This is a genomic window from Agromyces archimandritae, from assembly GCF_018024495.1.
Lineage (GTDB): Bacteria > Actinomycetota > Actinomycetes > Actinomycetales > Microbacteriaceae > Agromyces > Agromyces archimandritae.
Window position 1 is genome coordinate 1003345 of the sequence record NZ_CP071696.1, and the last position, 25963, is coordinate 1029307.

Below are 25963 nucleotides of genomic sequence, written 5' to 3' on the forward strand. Positions count from 1 at the left end.
GGCCGTTCCGAAAGGGGCGGCCGGGAACGCGAAAGCGGGGACGGACCCTCGGTCCGCCCCCGCTGCGTTCGACTTCGAACGCGATCAGCCGCCCGCGAGCTGCTGGTCGAGGTCCTGGATCGCGCGCATCATGCCGCGCAGGGACTCGCCCATGTCGCCGATGCCGTCGACCGCGCCCTTCAGGCCGTTCGTGAGCTCTTCGTAGCCCTGACCGAACTTGCCCGAAGCGTGCTGCGTCTTGAAGTCGTTGCCGAGGAGCGTGTCGACCGCGCTCTTCAGCTGCTCGAGCTGACCCTGAATGTCGTCACGAGCATCGCTCAGCTTGCCCGCCATGGCTTCCATTTCGCCATACGATGCACCGAAATCTGCCATCGTCTCACCCTTTCTTGAACCGGATCACCGGCCCGCTGGGGGCCGACCTTCCGACACGTTACCCACGTGCGGGGGCCCCATCAAATGGGCAGCGGTACCCATGCCGCTCACGCGGTCGGGTCGGCGAGGAGGCGGGCGGCGTCGCGCACGCCGATCGACGCGGCGAGCGCCGCGGCCGTGCGGTCGGCGAGCACGAGGCCCGGCGTCGGCACGGCGGCTCCTGCCGGCAGCAGTCCGCGCCGCTCGAGCACCGCGTGCGCCTCGGCCTGCTCGCCGGCGAGCCACTGCCGCTCCTGCTCGCCGAGGGCGTCGTGGGCGGATGCGACCGCGGCGGCGGCGTCGGCGATCGCGGCGTCGGCCTCCGCCCGCAGATCCGCGCGATAGGCGGCGACGCGATCGGCGCGGGCGCGCCGGGCCGCCGACGGTTCGGTCGAATGCGCGAGCTGGGCGCCGAGCGCGAGCAGGCACAGCGCACCCGCGAGCGCCCAGAGCGCGACGAGCCCGGCGCCGGCCGCCCCGCCGCCGCTCGCGGTCGCCCCGGCCGCCGTCGCCCCGCCGAGCAGCGCCGCCGCCCAGGCCAGGAACAGCGACCCGGAGGCCGGCGGGTTCGACCGCCGCAACGGCAGCACACCGCCGCCGGTCGCCAGGAGCGCCACGGCGAGGAAGCCGACCGCGAGCGGCAGGATCGCCCCGGCCGTGAAATCCGCGCGACTGAAGTAGAGGGCGAAGGCCCCCGCCGCCGCGAGCGTGCCGACGATCGCCGCGACCATCCTCCACAGCGGGCGGTCCACGACGAGGGCCGCCGCCGGATCCTCCGCCGCGAGGGCGGCGAGTCGCTCGGCCCGCGCGGCACGCACCCGGACCCCGAGGCCGGCGAGGATGCGATCCACCGCCGCCTCGTACGCCGGCACCGCCTGCACCACGCGGCGATCCAGCAGCTGCGGCCGGTCGCGCACATCCAGCGGGCCGGCCCGCTCGGCCCACTCGGCCGCGGCGCCGCTCACGCCGCCGTCCGCAGCGACCCGACCACCGGGTCCGTGTACAGCTGCATGGTGCCCGTCACCTCCTGGATCGCGGGCTCCGAGAACACGGTGCCGACGATGCCGGCGCCGATGAGGCCGTACACGAAGCCCGTCTTCGGGGATCCGTCGGCGAAACGCTCCTTCAGCACGTACGCGATGCGGAAGCCGTGCTCGAACGCATCCGTCTCGAACTCGGAGACGGCCGGGTCGACGAGCAGGGTCGCCGGGTCCGGCAGCCAGTCGTCGACGGTGCGGGCGGATGCCTCGGGGTCGCTGAGGAGGACGGCGTGCACGACGCCCGTCATCGGCAGCTCCGTCGGCCGGAACAGCAGCGAGGTGTCGACGCCGGCGCGACGCCGAGCCAGCGCCTCGCGCGCGGCGCGTTCGAAGAGCTCCCCGCGGTCCGCGAACGGCCCGCCCGCGAAGGCGGCGCGCTGCTCGGCGATCCACAGCTCGTCGGAGCCGGCCGCCGGGTCGGGCATGGCGGCCCACAGCTCCGGCGGGTAATCGACGGCGAATCTCATGCACCGCTCCATCTGAAGGTCGTCATCAGGGCATCCGCGAAGAGCTCGAGCGTCGCGGTGGATGCCGGATCCTCGCCCGCCTCGATCGGCACGACCGCGTTGAACATGAGCGCCTGCCGGCGACCCGTCTCGGGGATCGGCACGAGGTAGTCGAAGGAGCGGGTCGACACCCGCCCGCCCTCGGCCTCGTGCGTGTGCTCCGAGGTCCAGCGCATGATCACGCCGGCGCCGTCGAGCGGCTTCGCGCCCCGGCCCTGGACGAGCGCGCGGACCCGCCCGTCGAGGGGCGCCCCGCTCGGCTCGGTGACGCGGAAGACCGTGATCGACATCGGGATCATGAGATCCGCCGGCACATCCTGCTGGTAGATGAGGCGCACGGCATCCCGCCGCAGCAGCTCCTCGGCGCTCCGTTCGACCAGCCCGCGCAGCTGCGCGTCGAGGTCGGGCCGGTGCTGCGCCCGGAAGACGCGGCCGGCCCGGGCCATGAGCTCGGCGAAGGCCTCCTTCGTCGCCGGCACCGACACCCAGCCGCTCGGCAGGAGCAGCACGAACGGCGGCGCCGCCGCCGGCAGGGCCGGGGCGATGCCCATGAGCTCGTCGCGCAGGCTCATCGCCACGAATCGATCTTCTCGTCGACGTCATCGGTGAGCTCGCCGATGAGCATGTCGCCCGTCGAATAGAAGTCCTGGATTCGCTGCACGGCCCCCGAGGCGATCTCGGTGCGCGAGAGCGCCGACCACGAATCCCCGTCGAAGAGGCGGCCGAGGAACGCGTCCGAGGTGAAGCCGGCGCGCAGGTTCTCGGCCACGTACGGGGTGCCGGAGGCGATCCGCTGGAACAGCCGCGAACCGGACGTCGCCTGGTCGTAGAGCCTGAGATCCGTCGCCGCGTTCCACGCCGTCCGCGCCAGCCCGTCGATCTCGCCCATATGCGTGCGCAGCGCACTGAAGTCCTCCGCGCCGGCGGCGGCCTTGAAGAAGCCCGCGAGCTTCGGGAATCGGGCCCCCTGGCCGAGCTCGGCGAACTTGCCGAACTTGCTGAACGGGATGACCCCGACGATCGCCCAGGCGAGGTCCTTGCCCTCCTTCCGGCCCTTCGCGAAGAGCACGACCGTGGCGATCAGGCCGATCACGGCGACGATCGTGCCGAGCACCGCCACCAGCGGGCCGCCGATGACGAGGGCCGCGACGAGCAGCACGAGCCCCGCCCAGTCGGCGAACTTCGCGAGCGCCTCGAAGAACGGCAGGGCGTCGTCCCAGAACCCGTCGCTCACCCCGTCCTCATTGGCATCCTGCAGGCTCGTGACCGCCGACTCGTATGCGGCCTCCCACGTGTCGTAGTGGCCGTCGAACCGGCCGGCGGCCTCGTCCCACTCCCCTTTGGCCGTCTCCAGCCGGCCCTCGGCGCCCGACACCGCATCCTCGCGGGCGCTCGTCGACCCGTCCTCGCCCGCCGGGGTGTCGTCGGCGTCGTCGACCGCACCCGCACGCGTCTGCACCGTCTCCCACAGCGACTCGCAGTCGTCCACCGCGGCGTTCAGCAGCTCCTTGACCCCGTCCAGGGCCGTGCCGTACGCGAGGATCGCCGTACCGCTCGGCGCGTAGCGCTCCCCCGCCTTCTTCAGATCCGCGTAGACCTCGTCGGCCTGATCCTTGATCTCGTCGAGCGACTTGCCCTTGCCGACCTGGCCGTCGGCGATGAGCTGCAGCGTCACCGCCGCCCTCTGCATCTGCTCGCCGAGGCTCTCGATCGCCGTGCCGCGCGAGATGATCGCCGACGGCGACCCCGTGACCTTCTGGACCTCGCGGCCCTTCGGCGAGTCGGGCATGAAGCGGTAATAGTAGGAGGTGCTCATCAGCCCTCCTTCTGCTCGATCTCGGCAGCGAGCTGGACGTCGAAGTCCTTCCACGCGTCCTTGACGCCCTCGACCTGCTCCTGCAGCTCCACGAGGTGGCCCTTCAGGGTGTCGCGCTTGTCGTCCCACGCACCCTCGAACTCGTCGGCGGCATCCCGCAGCTCGCCCCGCCCGAACGGCCGCCCGATCGCATCCACCAGCGCATCCGTGCGCTTGCCCGCATCCTCGAACTCGACGACGATCTGCTTGATCGCCGTGTTCAGCTCCTCCATGGATGCCAGCGGGATCTCCACCCCGTCGCTCATCGCGCCCCTCCTTCAGTCGATGCGGACAACCCTCCGACGGTAGCGAGGGCCCCGCCGCCGGGGAATGGGGAGTTCTCCCCGCCCGGCACGACGGCCGTCTCGCCCTCGACGAGCGGCAGCTGCACCGTCGTGATGCGGCCGTTCTGCACGAAGATGCCGCGCCCCTCGGGGAACTCGGCCCGCTTGACCTTCGGGAAGGCGGTCTTGAAGACCGAATCGCCGTCGTAGGCGTCCGGCTTCAGCGCGACGCCCTGCCTGGCCGACTTGAAATCGCCGATGAAGCCGAAGCCGCTCGACAGCGCCGAGACGTCCGCATCGCCGATCAGGAAGTGATCCGAGCGGTTGATCGCCTGGAACATCTCCTTCATCGCCCGCTCGGCCTCGGAGTCGGCGAACTGCGTCACCCCCTCGACGACGATCATGAGGCGACCCTGGATGGACTCGTCGGGGATGATCTCGACGAGCTCCTTGGCGAGCGCCTTGGCGGCATCCACCGTCGTGGCCGAACGCACCCACGGGGCGAACCCCGTCAGCTGCGAACGACGCCCGCCGAAGTGGAAGAGCTTCACCTCCGGGTCCAGGCGCAGCATCGAGTTCACGATCGAGCGCAGGGCGTTCGTCTTGCCGCTCTGCGGCGGGCCGGTGACGACGAAGGTGCCGACGGTCTCGATCGCGAACGGCGCGAGCGTCGTGTCGCTGAGGCCGAGCACCGCTTCGCCGCCGATGGATGCCGGAAGCAGCGCCTCCGGGAAGCTCACCGGAAGCGCGCCGATCTCGGGCGCCGCATGCGCACCGGCCGCACGCAGGCGTTCGGCCAGGCGCTCCAGCTCCTTCGTCTGCTCGGCGACGTTCGTCGTGCCGCCCATGACCGCGATCTGCGTCTCGAAGCCCTCGACGATCGCACGCCCCGGCGCCGAATCGTCGCCCAGCACGTCCTTGGCGACGCCGAGCACCTGGTACGCCGACTCCTCGCTCATCCGCAGCACGACGCGCTTGGTGATGTTCGCGCTGACCGCCGTCGGCACGGCGCCGGCGCGATCCGCCGTCGCCACGACGTGCACGCCGAGCGGGCGGCCCTCGCCGAGGAGGCGCATGAACAGCTGGTAGAACGGCATCCGCACCGTCGTCGAATCCCAGTCCGACTTGAACTGGCCGAAGCCGTCGAGCAGCAGCACGATGCGCGGCTCGGCGACGCCCGTGATGCGGCGGTACTCGGTCAGGCTCGACGCGTTCACCTCGCTGAAGCTGCGGCCGCGGCGGTCGAGCACCTCCCCCAGGGTGCGCAGCAGCCGCTGGATGCGCTCGGCGTCGTCGCCCGGGATGATCGAACCGACATGCGGCAGCGCTTCGAGCGAGCGCAGCGCCCCCGAACCGAAGTCGAGGCCGTACACCTCGGCCGTGCCGAGATCCGGGCGCATGCCCACCGAGGCGGCGATCGTGCGCAGCACCGTCGACTTGCCCGAGCCGCTCGTGCCGTAGACGAGCATCGCCCCGTCACGGTCGGGCTCGAAGGTCATCGCCTCCTGCAGCTGCCGCTCCGGGATGTCGGCGAGGCCGAGCAGGATGCGCGAGTCGCCCTCCGACGGCAGCGCTTCGAGCGCGACGGTCGCCGCGAGGTCGTCGAGCCACGGCCGGCGGGGCGCCGGGATGCGGGCGTCGACGGCGGCGCGGATGAAGGAGCGCACCATGCGCTTCTGGTCGTTCGGGCCCGGGTCGCCGTCATGGGAGTCGGACTCGGGTTCGGCGTCGCGCTCCCACAGCACGAGGGAGCCGAAGCGCAGTTCGGCGACGCGCACCTCCGCCTTCGCGGCCTCGTTCGTCGACCACCCGCCCGCATACGCGGACTGGAAGGGCACGAGGCGGCCCGGGCCGGTCTTGGCGATGCCGCGGCCCGGGATCGACGGGTCGAAGGTGCCGGCGACCGGGTCTCCGACGACGTCCTTCGAGTCGGACTCGTCGGCCATGCGGAGGGCGACGCGCAGGTTCGTGTTCGCGCGCAGATTGTCTTTGATGACGCCTGCGGGCCGCTGCGTCGCCATGATCAGGTGGATGCCGAGGGAGCGCCCGCGCTGGGCGATGTCGACGACGCCGTCGACGAACTCGGGCACCTCGCCGGCGAGCGCGGCGAACTCGTCGATGACGAGGACGAGCGCCGGCGGCGTCTCGGGGTCGCGACGCTTCTCGAGCTCGAGGAGGTCCTTGGCCTTCTTCCGGTTGAAGAGGTGCTCGCGGTAGTGCAGCTCGGCGCGGAGGCTCGTCAGGGCGCGGCGGACGAGGTGCGGGCTCAGGTCGGTGACGAGGCCGACGCAGTGCGGCAGCTCGACGCAGTCGGCGAACGCCGATCCGCCCTTGTAGTCGACGAAGAGGAACGTCACCCGGTCGGGGCTGTACTCGGCGGCCATGCCGAGCACCCACGCCTGCAGGAACTCCGACTTGCCGGCGCCCGTCGTGCCGCCGACGAGGGCGTGCGGGCCCTGCGTGCGGAGATCGAGGGTCATCGCGTCGGGGCTCGCCTGCCCGATGTAGGCCTTCAGGGTGCCGGCGCGTTTCATGCGCGGCAGCGGATGCCCCGAGCGGTCGATGACGGAGTTGTTCTGCCGCCAGCGCTCGACGACGCTGCCGGGCTGCTCGGCGAGCTCGTGCCCGATGAGGCCGAGCATGGAGACGGTGCGGGGCAGGTCGCTGGAGTCCTCGTCGACGGTGCTCGCATCCACCACCGGCGCAAGGCGCTTGGCGAACACCTCCGCGTACTGCTGCGAGACGCCCTCGACGCGCACCTGCTCGAAGGTCTCGCCGGCCCGCACGTATCCGACCCTGGCCTGCTCGAGGCCGGCGCTCGCGTCGACGAAGGTGCGGCAGGCCGCCGGCAGCGACTCGACGGAGGGGCCGAGGAAGATCGTGTAGATGCCGACGTCGGCACCGCGCTCGATGAGCTGGATGAGCCGCGGCCGGTCGACGGGGGCGTCGGCGGAGACGATGAGCACGAGCGCCGAGTCGCCCTCGGCGGACACGCCGACCCGGTCGGTCGCATCGCCCACCTGCGCGCCGAGCGCCATCGAGGTGTCGGCGTCCTTCAGCGGCCCGCGACGCGACGGCGAGCCCGAGAGGCGTTCGAGGATGGCCTCTTCGAGGGCGTTCAGGAGGGCGGTGCCGGCGGACTGGCTGTCGGCGAGCGCGAAGTCCGCGAACGGGTTGCGGGAGCTGGAGGTGTGCGGCAGCCACTTCAGCCATTCCAGCTCGCGCGACCATGCGGGATCCACGATCGCCGCGGTGATGATCTCGTTCGGCGCGTGCAGCCCGAACAGCTGGACGCCGATGCCGCGCATGACGTCGGCGGCCACCGGCATCGGCCCGGCGATGCCGAGGGCGCCCGAGCTCGGCAGCAGTTCGACGATCGGCACGTCCTCCGCGTACTCGTAGCGGTCGCGGAGGCGCTGCACCTGGCGCTGGTATCTGACGATGCCGTCCTTCGCGCTCAGCTCCTCGATGGTGTTGCGGCTCTTGGCCCGGCCGACGCCGAGTCGGAGGGCGAGGAAGTTCCAGTGCTCGGGGCGCCTGGTCCACAGCAGCGGCCCGAGGCGCATGGCCTGCTCGTAGACGTGGGCGACGGCGGGCGCCTCGGCGTGCCGGCGTTCGCGTTCGACGCCCTTCTGCTGTTCGAGGGCGATCTCGAGCTCCTCGACCTGCTCCTCGAAGGTCTCGACCTCCTGCTTCAGCTTCTTGCCCTGCTGCGTGTGGCTGCTGTAGTAGTTGCCGAGCATCATGAGCGGCGACATGAAGGCGATCATGAGCGACATCGGCCGCTCGGTGACGATGAACATCGTGACGCCGAGCAGCACCGGCGCGACGACCATCGGCCACGGGAACATCCGCGGCGTGGTCTCCTTCGGCACGGCCGGGTGCGGATGCTTCGTGCCCGGGTAGCGCACCTCGACGCGCGGCGAGCGGTTGAACATGAGCGCCCCGCCGCGCTCCAGCACCGGGTCGTCCTCGGCCTCGTGGGTCTGCACGGGCACGATCGAGATCTCGGTGTCGCCGAGGGTGTAGACCTGGCCGGGGATGACGCGGACGCGCTGCACGAGCCCGCCGTCGACGATGACGCCGTTCGCGGAGTTCAGGTCGACGAGCTCGATCGAGGCGCCGACCTCGACGCGGGCGTGCCGCTTGGACACGAGCGGATCGGCCAGCAGCACGTCGGCGCCGGCGCCGCGGCCGATGACGGAGTTGCCGCGGCGCAGTTCGATCTGCCGGCCGCCCTCCGGGCCGTTGTGGATGCGGAGGACGGCGGCCGCGTCGGCATGCTCGGGGCCGCGGCCCGTGCGGCCCGTGTAGGCGACGACGGCGGCGTTGAAACCGGAGCCGATCGCGGACTCGCCGAAGAGCTCCTCGGGCTCCAGCCGCTCGAGGCGATCGACGGTGGGGGCGCCGACGGCGAGCGTGAGACGCGTGCCGGCCGGCGGCATCGCCGCCACGGTCGGGTCGTTCGCGGCGATCGCGTGCGCGACGTCGGCGACGGTGGCCGTGGCGTCGGCGGTGATGACGACATCGACGGGCACGCCGGACTGGCGGCGGAGCGTGAGCTTGACCCTCATCGGGCGACCTCCTGCAGGGTGAAGCTGCGTCCGCCGAGTTCGACGGTCGACCCGGGTTCGACGCCGCGGCGTTCGCCGGCGACGAGGGTCACGGGGCGGCCGCCGGGGATCGTGACGGTCGAGCCGTTCGTCGAGGCGTGGTCGAGCACCCAGAATCCTTCCTCGTCGACCCCGAATTCGAGGTGCGTCTTCGAGATCTGCATGGTTTCGTCGCGGAGCGGGATGAGCTGCGCGGCGGCCGAGCCGCCCCGCGGGGACGGCGAACGCCCGAGGAGCCCGCCGGGGTCGGCGTCGATGCGCGAACCGTCGTCGAACGCGAGGACGAAGCTGCGGGCGGATGCCGGCTGCGCGGGAACGGCGGGCACGACCGGGGCGGATGCCGGAGCCGGAACGGGCGCCGGGGGTGCCGCCGGCCAGGCGGGCGCCGGCGGCTGCACCGGGACGGCCGCGGTGACCGGGGCCGGGGCGTACCCCGTCTCGGCAGGGAAGGGCAGGGTGCCGCCCGGGAACGAAGAGGTGTTCACCGGGATCGCCGTTTCGCCCGGGAACGCCTGCGCCGCGGCGGGGAAGCCCGGCAACGGCGGCGGCGTCCACTCCTGCCCGCCGCCGAACGGCGCGATCACCCCCGAAGCCGAACGCGCGCCCGGGATGAAGGGGGCGCGGCCGGCACCCGTCGCGAGGGAGGGAAGGGTCTGCACGACCGCCGCCGGCACCGCATCCGCTCCGCGCCGGGCGTGCCGCATGGCCTTCGTGTCGAACGGGTCGAGACCGCCCCGGGCATCCACCGCCCAGCATTTCGCGATCCGGTCGAGCCAGCTGCGGCCGCGCTGCTCCGGGTCCCACAAGCCGGACGCGAAGAGCACCGCGGGCCCGGCGATCGGAAGCACCGTCTGCCCGCCCCACAGCACGAGCGCGCGCAGCACGATCCGCCAGAACCCGGCCGGGCCGAATCCTGCGACGTTCACCGAACGGATGCCGAGGGACGCCTTGCCGACCGTCACGCCCTTGCGGCCGTGCAGGATGAGCTGTACGACGCCGAAGACCGTGGTCAGCGACTGCCCGACGATCACCAGCACGAGCGGCACGAAGAGGCCGCCGATCGGCAGCGGGTCGCCGGCGAGCACCAGGGCGAACACCGGCGGCAGCAGATTCGCGTACCCGATGATCGACGGGATCGACAGCACCGCCCAGATCGCGGCATCGATCGCGAACGCCCCCGCACGCCGCCCCGTCGCCGCGGCGACGAGGCCGAGGCGCGCAGCATAATCGGGGTCGGGCCGACCGTCGGCGCCGAGACCGGGCACGGCCTCGTCGTCGACCTCGAGGGTGACGCTCACATCGGCTCCTTCAGGGCTCGGTCCGACTCCTCGAGCCAAACCGATCGGGTTCGCATTGTCGATGGGGAGGACTCACCATCTCCACAAGGCAGAGTACCCGCGAGCGGGGGACGCGCGCAGACCGCCGGCCTCCGGCGCCTCAGGGCTCGTCGCGATCCTCCCACGGCCACCGCGGCCGCTCCGCCCCGCCCGTGCGCGCACCTAGCACGGCCGTATACGCGAGACCCACGGCGAACGCCGCGACCGCGGCCGCGAACACATGCGGGCCGGCCGCGACGCCGACGAGCACGGGCAGCACCCCGTCCTCGGCCGCCGGCCCCGAACCCAGCACGATGAACCCGGCGACGACGTACGCCAGGTATGCGGCCACGGCCGCGACGAACGACCAGAGCAGCGAGACCCGCTGCCGCTCCGGCGGTCGGCCGAGGCCGACCGACAGCAGCACCGCCGCGACGGCGACCGTCGCCGCCCCGATCATCACCGGGCCGGCCAGCACCCCCGCATCCGGATCCCCGACCGGCTCCAGATCGGTCAGGAGCGTCACGATCCCGAACACGGCGATCACGAGCGCGAGGTACAGGCCCGTCGCGAAGACCGCGACGATCACGGCGTAGCGGGAATACGCGTTCACCGGATCACCCGCGCGGCTGGGGCCCCGCCGCGAGTTCGCGTTCGTACCGCTCGAAGGCCTCGCGATTGCGGACCTCGACCGTGCGGCCGTGCGCAGCGATCCACCCCCCGAACCAGAGCGGCAGCTCGCGCGCGAGCAGACCCGCCAGGATCGCGAAGGGATCGAGCCAGCGGCTCGCGATGAACGACGCGGCCTCTTCGAAGGTCAGGGTCCATGCTTCGACCGTCAGCAGCGCCGCACCCACGTACGAGACGTAGACGAGGACGCCGACGACGAGCCCGAACACGGCGTACACCCACCACGGCCCGCGATTCACGATCGCGATGAGCAGCACGAAGAACAGCAGGAATGCGACGATCGGGATCCAGTACACGGGTCGGCTCAGGAACTGCAGCGTGAGCTCGCTCGCACCGTCCGCGTTCGTGCCGAGGAAGAGCAGGAAGCCGGCCAGGGCGTACAGCAGCGCGAACGCGACCGTCGCGATCACGGCGACGAGGATGCCGAAGACGCGATTGCCCTTCGGGCGAGGGGCGTCGGGCGCCTGCACGTAGAGCGCGGTGCGGCCCTCGGCGGGAACGCCCTGCTCGTCGCTCGAGGCGGCCGGGATGTAGGTCGCGCGACGGACGGCGCCGGCGGCCACCGGACCGGGCAGTCCCTCGGCCTGCGTCGGTTCCGGATCGTCGAGGTCGGCGTCTGCGGGAGCCGGCGCGTCTTCGACGGGCGCGGGGGCGGCAGCGGTGGTGGTGGTGGCGGCCGCTGCGGCGGCCGGCTCGTCGGACGGCGATGCGGTCGCGGAGGGATCGGCCTCCCCGGCCGGCTCCGAAGCGGCCGGCTCCGAAGCGGCGGCATCGACACCCGCATCGGCGGTCTCGTCGGCCTCGGCATCGAGGCTCGCCTCCGGCCCCGCGGCGACCCTCGCGACCGCGGCGTCGAGCTCGGCGCGTTCGGCCGATACGTCGCGGACCGGCGGCTCCGACGGCTCGGCGGGCTCGGCGGGCTCGGCGGCGAGGGTCCCGGCTGCGATTCCCCCGGCCGGCGGCGGCGACTGGATCATCGACTCCGATGCGGGCCGCTCCTCTGCAGCGGCGACCTCGTCTTCGGCTGCGGCGCCGCCGGCGGCGGCGTCATCCTCATCGGCGTCGTCCTCAGCGGCATCGGGCGCGGGCGTCTGCGCGGCCGGGGCGGCAGGCATCGCGAACGGCGACGATTCGGTCTCCGGCTCCGGCTCCCGGCCGGACTCCTCCGGCCCCTCCGGCCCGGTCCCGCGGGTGGTGTCGCTCATCTGGGCGCTCCCCTTCCGGGCCACAGCCAGGCCCTTGCATCGCCCGACACTCTAGCAACCGGGAACCGGTCGCGCCCGAGCATCCGCACACGGACATATTCAGTCGTCGGTCGAGGAGCGAAGCGTATCGAGACCCATCGCAAGGTCTCGATACGCGCTTCGCGCTCCTCGACCGGCGGACGCAGCGACCCCAGACGCCGGTCGAGGAGCGAAGCGTATCGAGGCCCATCGCAAGGTCTCGATACGCGCTTCGCGCTACTCGACCGGCAGTGCGGATCGAGTCGTCGGTCGAGTAGCGAAGCGTATCGAGACCCATCGCAAGGTCTCGATACGCGCTTCGCGCTCCTCGACCGGCGGACGCAGCGACCCCAGACGCCGGTCGAGTAGCGAAGCGTATCGAGGCCCGGTGCGGGGTCTCGATACGCGCTTCGCGCTACTCGACCGGCAGTGCGGATCGAGTCGTCGGTCGAGGAGCGAAGCGTATCGAGGCCCGTTGCGGGGTCTCGATACGCGCTTCGCGCTACTCGACCGGCAGTGCGGATCGAGTCGTCGGTCGAGGAGCGAAGCGTATCGAGACCCATCGCAAGGTCTCGATACGCGCTTCGCGGTCCTCGACCGGCAGTGCGGATCGAGTCGTCGGTCGAGGAGCGAAGCGTATCGAGACCCGGTGCGAGGTCTCGATACGCGCTTCGCGCTCCTCGACCGGCGTCAGCCCCAGACGGCGGCGACCATGTCCGGCGTATAGCCGTCGGGCGCGATCACATTCCACTTCGTCGCGAGCCACGCGTCGTCGCGGAAGAAGTGCGACTCCCCCCACGGCCCGTCGCCGCCCTCGCCCTCGATGATGCAGCGCGTGCCGCCCGCCTCCTCGTAGCACGAGAACCCGGCCGCGCCGAGCGCCTCGAAGGCCGCATCGCGCTGCTCGGCCGTCACGACCGCGCCCGTCGTCACGACGAATGCCGGTTCGACCGCCTCGGGGTCGGCCCACGCGCACTGCAGGCGTGCCGCCGGCTCGAGCAGCGCGGCGACCCCCGGGTCGTTCGTGCCGAGCCCGTCGAAGCCGCCGGCCGGGTCGGTCGTCCACGCCGGGTTCAGCACGAGCGGGACGACCTCGGGGGTGAAGTCGTGCGTGTACAGACCCGTGCACTCCTTCGGCAGCGGCCCGAAGTCGACGGCCGGATCCGCGGTCGGCGTCGGCTTCGCATCCGCCTCCTCGCTCGGCGAGGGACGCTCCGTCTCGCTCGCCGGGGGCGCGGCCGCCTCGCCGCTCGGGCTGCCGAAGGTGATGCCCATGGCGAAGGCGCCGATGAGCAGTACGACGCCGAGCAGCGCACCCAGCCAGAACACCGGTCGCCTGGCGAGCGGAATCTGCGCGGACATTCACGACCCCCTCGTGGTACGGGATGGTCCGGCGATCCTACCCGCTCCGACCGGGCGCGCCGCTCAGGCGGGCGCGATTCGGTCATTCGCGCGGGTTCAGGCCGCCCAGGAAGGCTTCGGCCGCCGGCGACGGGTTGAAGGCGCTCCACGCGAGGTACTCGATGCGGGTGGGGCCCGCGGTGACCCGGATCGATCGGAACCTCGCGTCGTCGGCGGGGATCACGCCGGCGAAGACCTCACCGCGGTGCAGCTCCTCGGCTTCGCCGCAGCGCTCTCCGCCATGCTTGCGGGGCTGCTCCCTCCCCCGAGACGGAAGAACGCCCCGGCCGCATAGCGCCGGGCATCCACCCGGGAACGCGAACGGCCCCGCACCTGCGAGAGGTGCGGGGCCGCGCGTGACACGAGATCAGCTGTAGTTGCCGGGCGTGAAGTCGTCGCTCGAGAACGAGTCGAAGTCGACGAAGCTCAGGTCGCCCTCGGTGAACGAGGAGTCGTCGGCGAAGATGCGGTTGGGGTACCGCTCCGCCTTGGCCTCCTCGGTCGCCTCGACCGACACGTTGCGGTACTTGGCAAGGCCCGTGCCGGCGGGGATGAGCTTGCCGATGATGACGTTCTCCTTGAGGCCGACGAGCGGGTCGGACTTGCCCTCCATGGCGGCCTGCGTGAGCACGCGGGTCGTCTCCTGGAAGGACGCGGCCGACAGCCACGACTCGGTCGCGAGCGAGGCCTTGGTGATACCCATGACCTCGGGCCGCGCCGTCGCCGTCTTCTTGCCCTCGGAGAGCGCCAGACGGTTCAGCTCCTGGTAGCGCGAACGGTCGACGAGCTCGCCCGGGAGCAGCTCGGTCTGGCCGTGGTCGACCACGGTGACCTTGCGGAGCATCTGGCGGACGATGACCTCGATGTGCTTGTCGTGGATCGGCACGCCCTGCGAACGGTACACGTCCTGCACACCGTCGACGAGGTGCTTCTGCACCTCGCGCACGCCCTTGACGCGGAGGACCTCCTTGGGGTCGACCGTGCCGACGATGATCTGCTGACCGACGTCGACGTGCTGGCCGTCCTCGACGAGGAGCGTCGAACGCTTGAGCACGTTGTACGTGATCGGTTCGCTGCCGTCGTCGGGGGTGAGGATGACCTTGCGCTGGCGCTCCGTCTCGTCGATGACGATCCGTCCGGCGGCCTCGGCGATGGGCGAGGCGCCCTTCGGGGTGCGGGCCTCGAAGAGCTCCTGCACACGCGGCAGACCCTGGGTGATGTCGGCCGCGGAGGCCGAACCGCCCGTGTGGAAGGTACGCATCGTCAGCTGCGTGCCGGGCTCGCCGATGGACTGGGCGGCGATGATGCCGACCGCCTCGCCGATGTCGACGAGCTTGCCCGTCGCCAGCGAACGGCCGTAGCACTTCGCGCACACGCCGACCGCGGACTCGCAGGTCAGCACCGAGCGGACCCGGATCGACTCGATGCCGGCCTCGAGCAGCTCGTTGATGAGCACGTCGCCGACATCCGCACCCGCCTCGGCCACGACCGTGCCCTTGGCGTCGACCGCGTCGGCGGCGAGGCTGCGGGCGTAGATCGCGTTCTCGACGTTCGGGTGACGGACCAGGCCGCCGTCCGCGTCGCGCTGTGCGGCGCCGTCGGCACCGGTCGCGGCGATCGGCAGCTCGAGGCCCTTGCCCGTGCCGCAGTCCTCCTCGCGGATGATGACATCCTGCGAGACGTCGACGAGTCGACGCGTGAGGTAGCCCGAGTCGGCCGTACGGAGGGCCGTGTCGGCCAGACCCTTGCGGGCACCGTGCGTGGCGATGAAGTACTCCGCCACCGACAGCCCCTCGCGGTACGAGGAGATGATCGGGCGCGGGATGATCTCGCCCTTCGGGTTGTTCACGAGACCGCGCATACCGGCGATGTTGCGCACCTGCAGCCAGTTACCGCGGGCACCGGAGGTGACCATGCGGTTGATGGTGTTGTCTGCCGGGAACGCATCGCGCATGTCCTTCGCGACCTCTTCGGTGGCGACGGTCCAGATCTGGATGAGCTCCTGACGACGCTCGAGGTCGGTCGTGAGACCCTTCTCGAACTCCGACTGCACCTTGGCGGCCTGCTTCTCGTACTTCGCGACGATCTCGCGCTTGTTCGGCGGCGTCACGATGTCGGAGAGCGCGACGGTCACGCCCGAGCGGCTCGCCCAGCGGAAGCCGGCGTCCTTGATGCGGTCGAGGGTCGCGGCGACCTCGGTGCGCGGGTAGCGCTCGGCGAGGTCGTTGACGATCTCCGAGATCTTGCCCTTACCGGCCTGCTCGTTCACGTACGCGTAGTCGACCGGGAGCGCCTCGTTGAAGAGGGCGCGACCCAGGGTCGTCTCCAGCAGGAACGGCTTGCCGGGCTCGAAGCCCTCGGGCTCCTCGCCCTCGGCGAAGTGCAGGCCCTCGAGGCGGATCTTGACGCGCGCGCCGAGATCGAGCTCGAAGTCGCCGGGGCGGTTCTGGTCGAACGCGAGGATGGCCTCGGCGATCGAGGAGAACGCGCGGCCGGCGCCGGCACCGTCCGGAACCTCGGTGGTGAGGTGGTGCAGACCGATGATCATGTCCTGCGCGGGCACGGTCACGGGGCGGCCGTCGGAGGGCTTCAGGATGTTGTTCGAGGCGAGCATCAGGATGCGCGCCTCGGCCTGGGCCTCGACCGACAGGGGCAGGTGCACGGCCATCTGGTCGCCGTCGAAGTCCGCGTTGAACGCGGCGCAGACGAGCGGGTGCAGCTGGATGGCCTTGCCCTCGACGAGCTGCGGCTCGAACGCCTGGATGCCGAGACGGTGCAGGGTGGGCGCACGGTTCAGCAGCACGGGGCGCTCGCGGATGATCTCCTCGAGCACGTCCCACACCTGCGGGCGCGAACGCTCGACCATGCGCTTGGCGGCCTTGATGTTCTGCGCGTGGCTCAGGTCGATGAGGCGCTTGATGACGAACGGCTTGAAGAGCTCGAGCGCCATCTGCTTCGGCAGACCGCACTGGTGCAGCTTCAGCTGCGGGCCGACGACGATGACCGAACGGCCCGAGTAGTCGACGCGCTTGCCGAGCAGGTTCTGGCGGAAGCGGCCCTGCTTGCCCTTGAGCATGTCGCTCAGGGACTTCAGGGCGCGGTTGCCGGTGCCCGTGACGGGGCGGCCGCGACGGCCGTTGTCGAAGAGGGCGTCGACCGCCTCCTGCAGCATCCGCTTCTCGTTGTTCACGATGATCTCGGGGGCCCCGAGGTCGAGCAGACGGCGCAGACGGTTGTTGCGGTTGATGACGCGACGGTAGAGGTCGTTCAGGTCGCTGGTCGCGAAGCGGCCGCCGTCGAGCTGGACCATCGGGCGAAGCTCCGGCGGGATGACCGGAACGACGTCGAGGACCATCGCGGCCGGCGAGTTGCCGGTCGATAGGAAGGAGTTGACCACGCGCAGACGCTTGATGGCGCGGATCTTCTTCTGACCCTTGCCCTCGGCGATCTGGTTGCGGAGGTCGTCCGCCTCGGCCGCGAGGTCGAAGGCGAGCAGGCGCTTCTGGATGGCCTCGGCGCCCATGTAGGCCTCGAAGTACATGCCGAAGCGGTCCTGCAGCTCCTGGAAGACCGAGTCCTCGGGCTTCAGGTCGCCGACCTTCAGCGTGCGGAAGTCCTCCCACACGCGCTCGAGGTGGGTGATCTGCTCGTCCGCGGACTTGCGGACCTGCGTCATCTCCTTGTCGGCGGCGGTTTCGGCCTTCTTCTTCTGGTCGGCCTTCGCACCGTCGGCCTCGAGCTGGGCGAGGTCGTCCTCCTTGCGCTTCATGAGGTCCGCGATGCGGGCGTCGCGCTGGTCCGAGATCGTCTTGATCTCGAGGCGGATGTCGTTCTCGAGGCCGGGCATGTCTTCGTGACGGCCCTCCTCGTCGACGTCGATGACCATGTACGCGGCGAAGTAGATGACCTTCTCGAGGTCCTTCGGCGCCATGTCGAGCAGGTAGCCCAGGCGCGAGGGCACGCCCTTGAAGTACCAGATGTGCGTGACGGGGGCGGCCAGCTCGATGTGGCCCATCCGCTCGCGGCGGACCGAGGACTTGGTGACCTCGACCCCGCATCGCTCGCAGACGATGCCCTTGAAGCGGACGCGCTTGTACTTGCCGCAGGCGCACTCCCAGTCACGGCTGGGTCCGAAGATCTGCTCGCCGAAGAGGCCGTCCTTCTCGGGCTTCAGCGTGCGGTAGTTGATGGTTTCGGGCTTCTTGACCTCGCCGTACGACCACTTGCGGATGTCGTCCGCGGTCGCCAGGCCGATACGAAGCTCGTCAAACGTGGTTGCGTCGAGCAATTTCTTCTCCCTGAAAAAGTTCTTCGTCGTCTTGTCGGCCGGATCAGATCTCGTCGATGTTCGACGACTCGAAGCGGGCGGAGATGTTGATGCCGAGCTCCTCTGCGGCGCGGAAGGCCTCGTCGTCGGTGTCGCGGAGGCTGACGGCGGTACCGTCGGCCGAGAGCACCTCGACGTTCAGGCAGAGCGACTGCATCTCCTTCATGAGCACCTTGAAGGACTCGGGGATGCCGGGCTCCTGGATGTTCTCGCCCTTGACGATCGCCTCGTAGACCTTGACGCGGCCGAGGATGTCGTCGGACTTGATCGTGAGGAGCTCCTGGAGGGCGTATGCGGCGCCGTACGCCTCGAGCGCCCACACCTCCATCTCGCCGAAGCGCTGACCGCCGAACTGCGCCTTTCCACCGAGCGGCTGCTGGGTGATCATCGAGTACGGGCCGGTCGAGCGGGCGTGGATCTTGTCGTCGACCAGGTGGTGCAGCTTCAGGATGTACATGTAGCCGACCGAGACCGGGTACGGGAACGGCTCGCCGGAGCGGCCGTCGAAGAGCTGCGTCTTGCCCGAGCTGCCGATGAGGCGCTCGCCGTCGCGGTTGGGGAGGGTCGAGTCGAGCAGGCCCGCGATCTCCTCCTCGCTCGCGCCGTCGAAGACGGGGGTGGCGACCTTCGTGCCGGGCTCGGCCGTGCGGGCGACCTCGGGCAGGCCCTTGGCCCACTCGGCTGCGCCTTCGACGTTCCAGCCCTGCTTCGCCGCCCAGCCGAGGTGGATCTCCAGTACCTGGCCGAAGTTCATGCGGCCGGGCACGCCGAGCGGGTTCAGGATGATGTCGACGGGGGTTCCGTCGGCCAGGAACGGCATGTCCTCGATCGGGAGGATGCGCGAGATGACGCCCTTGTTGCCGTGACGGCCGGCGAGCTTGTCGCCCTCGGTGATCTTGCGCTTCTGGGCGATGTAGACGACCACGCGCTGGTTGACGCCCGAGCCGAGCTCGTCGTCGCCGTCCTGCGCGTCGAAGACCTTGACGCCGATGATCGTGCCCTGCTCGCCGTGGGGCACCTTGAGGGAGGTGTCGCGGACCTCGCGGCTCTTCTCGTTGAAGATCGCGCGGAGCAGGCGCTCCTCGGCGCTCAGCTCGGTCTCGCCCTTCGGCGTGACCTTGCCGACGAGGATGTCGCCGGGGCTGACCTCGGCGCCGATGCGGATGATGCCGCGCTCGTCGAGGTCGGCCAGCAGGTCGGGGCTGACGTTGGGGAGATCGCGGGTGATCTCCTCCTTGCCGAGCTTCGTGTCGCGGGCGTCGACCTCGTACTCCTCGATGTGGATCGAGGAGAGCACGTCGTCCTTCACCAGGTTCTGGCTGAGGATGATCGCGTCCTCGTAGTTGTAGCCCTCCCACGGCATGAACGCCACGAGGAGGTTCTTGCCGAGCGCGAGCTCGCCGTTGTCGGTCGCGGGGCCGTCGGCGATGACCTCGCCGACCTCGACGCGCTCGCCGGCGGAGACGATGACGCGGTTGTTGTACGAGGTGCCCTGGTTGGAGCGGTCGAACTTGCGCAGGTAGTAGTTCTGCGTGCCGCCCTCGTCGAGCTGGACGGTGACGACGTCGGCCGAGACCTCGGTGACGACGCCCGCCTTGTCGGCGGTGACGACGTCGCCGGCGTCGATCGCGGCGTAGCCCTCCATACCGGTGCCCACGAGCGGCGAGTCGCTGCGCAGCAGCGGCACGGCCTGGCGCTGCATGTTCGCGCCCATGAGGGCGCGGTTGGCGTCGTCGTGCTCGAGGAACGGGATGAGCGAGGTGCCGACCGAGACCATCTGGCGCGGCGACACGTCCATGTAGCCGATCTCCTCGGCGGGAACGAGGTCGACCTCGCCGCCGCGCTGACGGGCGAGGACGCGGGCCTCCTGGAAGGAGCCGTCCTTGTTCAGCGGCGCGTTGGCCTGGGCGACGATGTAGCCCTCCTCCTCCATGGCGGTGAGGTAGTGGATCTCGTCGGTGACCTTGCCGTTGTCGACCTTGCGGTACGGCGTCTCGATGAAGCCGAACGCGTTGATGCGCGCGAACGACGCGAGCGAGCCGATGAGGCCGATGTTCGGGCCTTCCGGCGTCTCGATGGGGCACATGCGGCCGTAGTGCGAGGGGTGCACGTCGCGGACCTCGACGCCCGCGCGGTCGCGCGAGAGGCCGCCGGGGCCGAGCGCCGAGAGGCGGCGCTTGTGCGTGAGGCCGGCAAGCGGGTTGTTCTGGTCCATGAACTGCGACAGCTGCGAGGTGCCGAAGAACTCCTTGATCGCGGCGACGACGGGTCGCACGTTGATCAGGGTCTGCGGGGTGATCGCCTCGATGTCCTGCGTGGTCATCCGCTCGCGGACGACGCGCTCCATGCGCGACAGGCCGGTGCGGACCTGGTTCTGGATGAGCTCGCCGACGGCGCGGATGCGACGGTTGCCGAAGTTGTCGATGTCGTCGACGTCGAGGCGGATCTCGACGTCCTTGCCGCCGCGGCGGCCCGGCAGGGTCGCCTTGCCCTCGTGCAGGGCGACGAGGTACTTGATCGTGGCGACGATGTCCTGCACGGTGAGGACGGAGTCGCTGAGCGGGGCCTCGAGGCCGAGCTTGTTGTTGATCTTGTAGCGGCCGACCTTGGCGAGGTCGTAGCGCTTCGGGTTGAAGTAGAAGTTGTCGAGGAGCGCACGCGCGGCCTCGGCGGCGACCTGCTCGCCCGGGCGGAGCTTGCGGTAGATGTCCTTCAGCGCCTCTTCCTTGGTGAGGATGTTGTCCTTCTCCAGGGTGAGGGCGATCGACTCGTAGCCGGCGAACTCCTCGAGGATCTCCTCGGAGGTGAGGCCGAGGGCCTTCAGGAAGACGGTGACGGACTGCTTGCGCTTGCGGTCGATGCGCACGCCCACCTGGTCGCGCTTGTCGATCTCGAATTCGAGCCACGCGCCGCGGCTCGGGATGACGCGGGCCGAGTAGATGTCCTTGTCGCTCGTCTTGTCGGGCGTGCGCTCGAAGTAGACGCCCGGGGAACGGACGAGCTGGGAGACGACGACGCGCTCGGTGCCGTTGATGACGAAGGTGCCCCGCGAGGTCATGAGCGGGAAGTCGCCCATGAAGACCGTCTGGGTCTTGATCTCACCGGTGAGGTGGTTCATGAACTCCGCGTTGACGTACAGCGGAGCGGAGTAGGTCTTGCCCTTCTCCTTGCACTCGTCGATCGTGTACTTCGGCGGCTCGAGCTCGGGGTTCGTGAACGAGAGCTGCATGGTCTCGCCGAGGTCTTCGATCGGGGAGATCTCTTCGAAGATCTCCTCGAGTCCGGTGGACTGGGCGAGGTCATCGCGGCCAGCCTTCTCGGCCTCGGCGACACGCGCCTTCCAGGCGCCGTTGCCGACGAGCCAGTCGAAGCTCTCGGTCTGCAGTGCGAGCAGATCCGGGACCGTCAGCGTGTCGGTGACTTTGGCGAATGACAGACGCTTGGCGTTGCGTCCGTTCTTGGGGGTGGGCGTGGTTGCGTTGCGCGCAGCAGCCAAGGAAATTACCTCCGTGAGGCCCCGTCGGGCCGGTTCACTTTTCGGATGGAGTACCCCTCAGACACATGTGAGGATGCGTGGTGTCGTTGAGTTCCGACACGCAATAAGCCGACCGCAATATGAAGGCGAAGAGAGTCTGGGAGCGCAAAGAACAAGCATAAGCGCAGTCTTGCGGCTTGTCCAGTCGAATTCTTGACCTCGTCGGGATTCTCAGGTATAAGACGGCTTGGCTGCCCGAACGGGGGCCGACTGCGAGCCGCGAGCCTCCCTTATGCTGTGCGGATGGCCGGGCGACACACGCGACCGGGCGGCCCCGGCGACGTCACGGTGACCGCCGACCCGATCGACGAGGGGGCGCTCGAGCTCGTGATCGACGGCGCCGTGCAATCGCATGTCGTGCCGGGCCGCCCCGAGCGCCTCTTCTTCGAGTACACCCGTCGGCTCGGGCACGTCGTCGACCTCATGGGGCCGCCCGGCGCACCGCTGAACGTCCTGCACCTCGGCGGCGGCGGGATGAGCCTGCCCCGGTACACCGCATGGGCGCGCCCGGGCTCGACGCAGACCGTCGTCGAAGCCGAGCGAAGGGTCGTGGACGCCGTCGCGGAGCGGATGCCCCTCTCGCCCGCGGAGGCGGCCGCGATCCGCATCGTCGTCGACGATGCCCTCGGCTCGCTCGACGGCCTCGGAGGCGAGCTGGCCGGATCCGTCGACCTCGTGATCGTCGACGCCTACCGGGGTCTGGAGCCGGCGGCATCCGTCCTCGACGGCACGCTCTTCGCCCGGCTCGTGCCCCTGCTCGCCGGCGACGGCGTCGTCGCCGTCAACGTCGCCGACGAACCCGGCGGCCACGCGCTGCAGGCCGAAGCCGCCGCACTGCGCCGCCTCTTCCCCGCCGTCCTCGCCGCCGCCGCCCCCGGCTTCCTCGACGGACGCGTCGAGGGCAACGCCGTGCTCGTCGCCGGCGGCAGCGCGAGGCTCGCCGGCTGGGCCACCGAGTTCGCCCGGCGCGGGCCGCACCCCGTCGAGGTGCGCGAGGGCGCCGAACTCGGCCGGGACGCCTGAGCCGGCGCCCGATAGCGTATGAATATGGACCGCGCAGAACGCCGCCTCGCCGTCAGCGGGCACCTCGCCCGGCTCGAGGAGTCGCGGCAGGTGCCGGGATCGTGGACGCTCTACGTCGACGGCACGCCGCAGTCGCACGTCGAGCTGGAGCGGCCCGACTGGCTCGGCTTCGAGTACGTGCGCCGCATCGGCCACGCCGCCGACCTCGTGCGGGCCGAGGGCGCGCCGATCACGGCCCTGCACCTCGGCGGCGGTGCGTTCACCCTGCCCCGCTACGTCGAGGCGACCCGTCCCGGATCCCGACAGCAGGTCGTCGAGATCGAGAGCGAGCTCGTCGAACTGGTGCGCGAGCACCTCCCGTTGCCGCGCGGGGCGAGCATCCGCGTGCGGCACGGCGACGCCCGGGAGGTCCTCGCGAAACTCCCGCACGGCCTCGACGGCGCCGTCGACCTGGCCGTCGTCGACATCTTCTCGGGCTCGCGCACGCCCGCGCACGTCACGAGCGCCGAGTTCTACGGGCTGCTCGCGCCGCGCCTGGCCCCCGGCGGCGTCGTCGCCGTGAACGTCGCCGACGGCGCCGGGCTCGCCTTCGCCCGCTCGCAGGCTGCGACCCTCGCGCACGTCTTCGACGAGCTCGCGATCGCCGCCGACCCCGGCATGCTGAAGGGGCGCCGCTTCGGCAACCTCGTCATGTTCGCCTCGAACGCGCCGCTGCCCTTCGACACGATGCCGCGACTGCTGGCGAGCGACCCGGCACCCGCGAAACTCGTCGCCGGCGAGGAGCTCACGCGCTTCATCGCCGGCGCCCCCGTCGTCACCGACGACCGCGCCGTGCCGTCCCCGCCGCCGTCGCGGCAGATCTTCCTCGCCAAGCCCGGCACCTCATGAACCGGCGGGCGGGCGGGATCGCGATCGGCCTGGCCGCCGTGCTGCTCGCCGCGTGCACCGCGCCGCCGCCGAGCACCGGTCCGAGCACCGCCCGAACATCGCCGCCCGCGGCATCCGCACCCCCGACGACGCCGCCCGAGGTGCAGCCCGCCGGCGACGTCGAGGCCCTCGCGAGCGGGCTGCAGGCGCCCTGGTCGATCGCGACGACGCAGGACGGCGGCGTGCTCGTCAGCGAACGCGACACCGCACGCATCGTCGAGATCGGCGAGGGCGGCGCCGTGCGCGAGGTCGCCGTCGTGCCGGGCGTCGTGCACGGCGGCGAGGGCGGGTTGCTCGGCCTGGCCGTCCGCGAGGCCGGCGACGGGCGGGGGCGGATGCTGTACGCGTACTCCACCGGGGAGGGCGGCAACCGCATCCAGCGCATGGACCTCGCCGGCGGGCCCGGCGGCTACACGCTCGGCGAACCCGAGACGATCCTCGACGGCATCCCGGCCGCCGCCACGCACAACGGCGGCCGGCTCGCCTTCGGCCCCGACGGCATGCTCTACGCGACCACCGGCGACGCGACGCTGCGCGGACCCGCCCGCGACCCCGCATCCCTCGCCGGCAAGATCCTCAGGATGATGCCGGACGGCGGCGTGCCGGACGATTCGGCGACGGGCACGATCGTGCACAGCATGGGCCACCGCAATCCCCAGGGCCTCGCGTGGGACACGGCCGGCCGGCTCTGGGCCGCCGAGTTCGGGCAGAACACCTGGGACGAGCTGAACCTCATCGAGGGCGGCGGCGACTACGGCTGGCCGGATGCCGAGGGCGCGGCCGGGCTCGCCGGCACGATCGACCCCGTGGCGCAGTGGCCGACGTCCGAGGCCTCGCCGAGCGGGCTCGCCGCCGCCGGCGACACCCTCTTCCTCGCCGCCCTCCGCGGCGAGCGCCTGATCGCCGTGTACCCGCCGCGGGAGGGGGTGCGCGACGCCGCCGAGTCCGTCGACTGGTTCGCCGGGGAGTTCGGCCGGTTGCGCGAGGCGCACCTCGCGCCCGACGGCTCCCTGTGGATGCTCACGAACAACACGGACGGCCGCGGCACGCCCGGCGGCGATGACGACCGGCTGCTGCGCGTGCGCCTCGCGCCGCTCGCCGAGGGGTGAGCGGCGCCGTCCCGGCCGCGCCGTTCTAGCGGGCGACGCGCTTCACCGCGCTCGGGGCGGACTCGTTCCACACCCGGTCGAGCGCGGTGACCGCGTACCGGTAGGCCCGGCCGGGCGCGGCGGTCTCGTCGACGAAGCGCTGCACCACGCCCGAGGCGGCGCGGACGGTGCCGAGGAGGTTCGCGGCGTCCTCGACGTCGACGGCGATCCCCGCCCCGTCGGCGCGGTAGACGGCGAACGACGTCGCGCGCCGCGAGGGCGGCACGGCATCCGACCACTGCAGTTCGACGCCGGCGCCCCGGCGCGTGGCGCGCGCGAGCACCGGCGGGCGGACGGCGGTCGCCGGCAGCCACTCCATCGCGGGCACGATCGCCGGCCGCGAGTAGTGCTCGGCGAGCACGCGCGACATCGAGCCCTGCGGATCGGCCGGCACGTGCACGGCCGAGAAGTACACGTTGCCGTGCACGGGTCGGCCGGCCGCGTCGAGCTCGCGGTCGAAGGCGAGATGGTTCGAGAGTTCGGCCGGGTCGGTGAAGACGCCCGAGGTGACCTTGTAGAGCGCCTCGCCGATGTAGAGGTGCGTTCCGGAGGCCGCGGCGACGTCGGCCCACCACGGCACGAGCGCGGCGTAGTCGGCGACGGCGAGGCCGAACTGCCAGTAGATCTGCGGGTTGATGTAGTCGAGCCAGCCTTCGAGCACCCATCTGCGGGTGTCGGCGAACTGGAGGTCGTACGACTGCGAGCCGCCGGTCTCCGAGCCGGCGGGGTCGCTCGAGCGATTGCGCCAGATCCCGAAGGGGCTGATGCCGAACTTCACCCACGGCTTCAGCGTTTTGATGCGTTCCGAGATCGAGTGCACGAAGGTGTCGACGTTGTGGCGCCGCCAGTCGGCGATGTCGTCGAAGCCGGCGCCGTGCGCGGCGTACGTCGCCTCGTCCGGGATCGTCTGCCCTGAGACGGGGTACGGGTAGAAGTAGTCGTCGAAGTGCACGCCGTCGAGGTCGTAGTGCTCGACCGAGTGCAGGATCGCCTGCTGGATGTGCTCCTGCACCTCGGGCAGGCCGGGGTCGAAGTAGAGCTTGCCGCCGTAGGCCCAGACCCACTCGGGGTGCACCCGTGCCGGATGCTCGGGCACGAGCTGTGCGGGGTCGGTCTGCATGGAGACGCGGTACGGGTTGAACCAGGCGTGCAGTTCGAGGTTCCGCCGGTGCGCTTCTTCGACAATGAACGCGAGCGGATCGTAGCCCGGGTCCTGCCCCTGCACCCCGGTGAGGTACTGCGACCACGGCTCGAACGGGCTCGGCCAGAAGGCGTCGGCCGTCGGGCGCACCTGCACGAACACGGCGTTCAGGCGGAACCGTTCGGCGACGTCGAGCCAGTGCAGGAACTCGTCGCGCTGCTCGTCGGCGCCGAGGCCGGTGCGGCTCGGCCAGTCGATATTCACGACCGAGGAGATCCACATGGCGCGCAGCTCCCGCTTCCGCGGGGCGAGGGCGGCGGTGGATGCGCCGGCTTCGCCGGCCCGGGCCGGTGCGGCGTGCAGGGTGCCGACGGTGACCGTGAATGCGGACGCGGCGACGCCAGCGGCGGCGAGCGTCAGGAATCCGCGGCGGTCGAGGCGGGGCGTCGGGTCGTGCGGGGTGGTCGTCATCGATCCTCCAGGTCCGGGCGTATCTCCGAGCGTCGTGGAAAATATTTCCACG

The 25963-nt window shown here is 71.0% G+C and carries 18 protein-coding genes; 3 read left to right on the forward strand and 15 right to left on the reverse strand.

The window, feature by feature from the left end; genetic code table 11:
* Positions 1 to 84 precede the first annotated feature (84 nt).
* From G127AT_RS04595 to rpoB, 14 genes are all read right to left on the reverse strand, one after another.
* Positions 85 to 372 (reverse strand): WXG100 family type VII secretion target, encoded by a 288-nt coding sequence (locus G127AT_RS04595; RefSeq protein ID WP_210900458.1) that lies wholly within the window; start codon positions 370 to 372, stop codon positions 85 to 87.
* A 107-nt stretch (positions 373 to 479) separates the two neighbouring features.
* Complete coding sequence (locus G127AT_RS04600) at positions 480 to 1376, reverse strand: hypothetical protein (protein WP_210900460.1); 897 nt, start codon at positions 1374 to 1376, stop codon at positions 480 to 482.
* On the reverse strand, positions 1373 to 1918 hold the full coding sequence (locus G127AT_RS04605) for a hypothetical protein (protein ID WP_210900463.1): 546 nt from the start codon (positions 1916 to 1918) through the stop codon (positions 1373 to 1375). Before G127AT_RS04605 ends, G127AT_RS04600 begins: the two co-directional genes overlap by 4 nt.
* On the reverse strand, positions 1915 to 2529 hold the full coding sequence (locus G127AT_RS04610; RefSeq protein ID WP_210900466.1) for a hypothetical protein: 615 nt from the start codon (positions 2527 to 2529) through the stop codon (positions 1915 to 1917). The genes G127AT_RS04605 and G127AT_RS04610 overlap by 4 nt, the downstream gene beginning before the upstream one ends.
* A complete protein-coding gene (locus G127AT_RS04615) occupies positions 2526 to 3773 on the reverse strand; it encodes a hypothetical protein (protein WP_210900469.1) in 1248 nt (415 codons plus the stop codon). The genes G127AT_RS04610 and G127AT_RS04615 overlap by 4 nt, the downstream gene beginning before the upstream one ends.
* Positions 3773 to 4078, reverse strand: coding sequence for a hypothetical protein (locus G127AT_RS04620; RefSeq protein ID WP_210900472.1), 306 nt, complete (start codon positions 4076 to 4078; stop codon positions 3773 to 3775). Before G127AT_RS04620 ends, G127AT_RS04615 begins: the two co-directional genes overlap by 1 nt.
* Positions 4075 to 8670 (reverse strand): type VII secretion EssC family protein, encoded by a 4596-nt coding sequence (locus G127AT_RS04625; protein ID WP_210900475.1) that lies wholly within the window; start codon positions 8668 to 8670, stop codon positions 4075 to 4077. Before G127AT_RS04625 ends, G127AT_RS04620 begins: the two co-directional genes overlap by 4 nt.
* Positions 8667 to 10007, reverse strand: a complete 1341-nt coding sequence (locus G127AT_RS04630; protein WP_210900478.1) for an RDD family protein — start codon at positions 10005 to 10007, stop codon at positions 8667 to 8669. Before G127AT_RS04630 ends, G127AT_RS04625 begins: the two co-directional genes overlap by 4 nt.
* Positions 10008 to 10146: 139 nt before the next feature.
* Entirely contained in the window at positions 10147 to 10638 is a 492-nt protein-coding gene (locus tag G127AT_RS04635; protein WP_210900481.1) for a DUF6121 family protein, read from the reverse strand.
* Positions 10639 to 10642: 4 nt separating this feature from the next.
* Entirely contained in the window at positions 10643 to 11920 is a 1278-nt protein-coding gene (locus tag G127AT_RS04640; protein WP_210900484.1) for an Asp23/Gls24 family envelope stress response protein, read from the reverse strand.
* Between the two features lie 708 nt (positions 11921 to 12628).
* On the reverse strand, positions 12629 to 13300 hold the full coding sequence (locus G127AT_RS04645; RefSeq protein ID WP_210900487.1) for a hypothetical protein: 672 nt from the start codon (positions 13298 to 13300) through the stop codon (positions 12629 to 12631).
* An 82-nt stretch (positions 13301 to 13382) separates the two neighbouring features.
* Positions 13383 to 13523 carry a hypothetical protein gene (locus G127AT_RS04650; protein WP_244857741.1) on the reverse strand — a complete coding sequence of 47 codons (141 nt, stop codon included), beginning with the start codon at positions 13521 to 13523 and terminating at the stop codon, positions 13383 to 13385.
* 183 nt (positions 13524 to 13706) lie between these two features.
* A complete protein-coding gene (rpoC, locus tag G127AT_RS04655) occupies positions 13707 to 17627 on the reverse strand; it encodes a DNA-directed RNA polymerase subunit beta' (protein WP_210900490.1) in 3921 nt (1306 codons plus the stop codon).
* 43 nt (positions 17628 to 17670) lie between these two features.
* Positions 17671 to 21162 (reverse strand): DNA-directed RNA polymerase subunit beta, encoded by a 3492-nt coding sequence (rpoB, locus tag G127AT_RS04660; RefSeq protein WP_210900493.1) that lies wholly within the window; start codon positions 21160 to 21162, stop codon positions 17671 to 17673.
* Positions 21163 to 21444: 282 nt separating this feature from the next.
* On the opposite strand from rpoB, the gene G127AT_RS04665 reads away from it, so the two are divergent.
* Genes G127AT_RS04665 through G127AT_RS04675 form a run of 3 tightly spaced genes read left to right on the forward strand, consistent with a single transcriptional unit; the run spans position 21445 to position 24260 of the window.
* The gene (locus tag G127AT_RS04665) at positions 21445 to 22224 is read left to right on the forward strand and encodes a spermidine synthase (protein ID WP_210900496.1); all 780 of its coding nucleotides are present in this window, start codon (positions 21445 to 21447) and stop codon (positions 22222 to 22224) included.
* Between the two features lie 24 nt (positions 22225 to 22248).
* Positions 22249 to 23112 (forward strand): spermidine synthase, encoded by an 864-nt coding sequence (locus G127AT_RS04670; protein ID WP_210900499.1) that lies wholly within the window; start codon positions 22249 to 22251, stop codon positions 23110 to 23112.
* The gene (locus G127AT_RS04675) at positions 23109 to 24260 is read left to right on the forward strand and encodes a PQQ-dependent sugar dehydrogenase (protein WP_210900502.1); all 1152 of its coding nucleotides are present in this window, start codon (positions 23109 to 23111) and stop codon (positions 24258 to 24260) included. The genes G127AT_RS04670 and G127AT_RS04675 overlap by 4 nt, the downstream gene beginning before the upstream one ends.
* Positions 24261 to 24285: 25 nt before the next feature.
* Here the strand turns inward: G127AT_RS04675 and G127AT_RS04680 are convergent, their stop codons facing one another.
* Positions 24286 to 25911, reverse strand: a complete 1626-nt coding sequence (locus G127AT_RS04680) for a glycoside hydrolase family 10-like protein (protein WP_210900505.1) — start codon at positions 25909 to 25911, stop codon at positions 24286 to 24288.
* Between the last annotated feature and the right edge of the window lie 52 nt (positions 25912 to 25963).

Bases quoted from the DNA above. Each gene is read 5' to 3' on its own strand.
- G127AT_RS04595 (WP_210900458.1), bottom strand. From the start codon at position 372: ATGGCAGATTTCGGTGCATCGTATGGCGAAATGGAAGCCATGGCGGGC.
- G127AT_RS04605 (WP_210900463.1), bottom strand. From the start codon at position 1,918: ATGAGATTCGCCGTCGATTACCCGCCGGAGCTGTGGGCCGCCATGCCC.
- G127AT_RS04610 (WP_210900466.1), bottom strand. From the start codon at position 2,529: ATGAGCCTGCGCGACGAGCTCATGGGCATCGCCCCGGCCCTGCCGGCG.
- G127AT_RS04615 (WP_210900469.1), bottom strand. From the start codon at position 3,773: ATGAGCACCTCCTACTATTACCGCTTCATGCCCGACTCGCCGAAGGGC.
- G127AT_RS04620 (WP_210900472.1), bottom strand. From the start codon at position 4,078: ATGAGCGACGGGGTGGAGATCCCGCTGGCATCCATGGAGGAGCTGAAC.
- G127AT_RS04625 (WP_210900475.1), bottom strand. From the start codon at position 8,670: ATGAGGGTCAAGCTCACGCTCCGCCGCCAGTCCGGCGTGCCCGTCGAT.
- G127AT_RS04640 (WP_210900484.1), bottom strand. From the start codon at position 11,920: ATGAGCGACACCACCCGCGGGACCGGGCCGGAGGGGCCGGAGGAGTCC.
- G127AT_RS04645 (WP_210900487.1), bottom strand. From the start codon at position 13,300: ATGTCCGCGCAGATTCCGCTCGCCAGGCGACCGGTGTTCTGGCTGGGT.
- G127AT_RS04665 (WP_210900496.1), top strand. From the start codon at position 21,445: ATGGCCGGGCGACACACGCGACCGGGCGGCCCCGGCGACGTCACGGTG.
- G127AT_RS04670 (WP_210900499.1), top strand. From the start codon at position 22,249: ATGGACCGCGCAGAACGCCGCCTCGCCGTCAGCGGGCACCTCGCCCGG.
- G127AT_RS04675 (WP_210900502.1), top strand. From the start codon at position 23,109: ATGAACCGGCGGGCGGGCGGGATCGCGATCGGCCTGGCCGCCGTGCTG.
- G127AT_RS04680 (WP_210900505.1), bottom strand. From the start codon at position 25,911: ATGACGACCACCCCGCACGACCCGACGCCCCGCCTCGACCGCCGCGGA.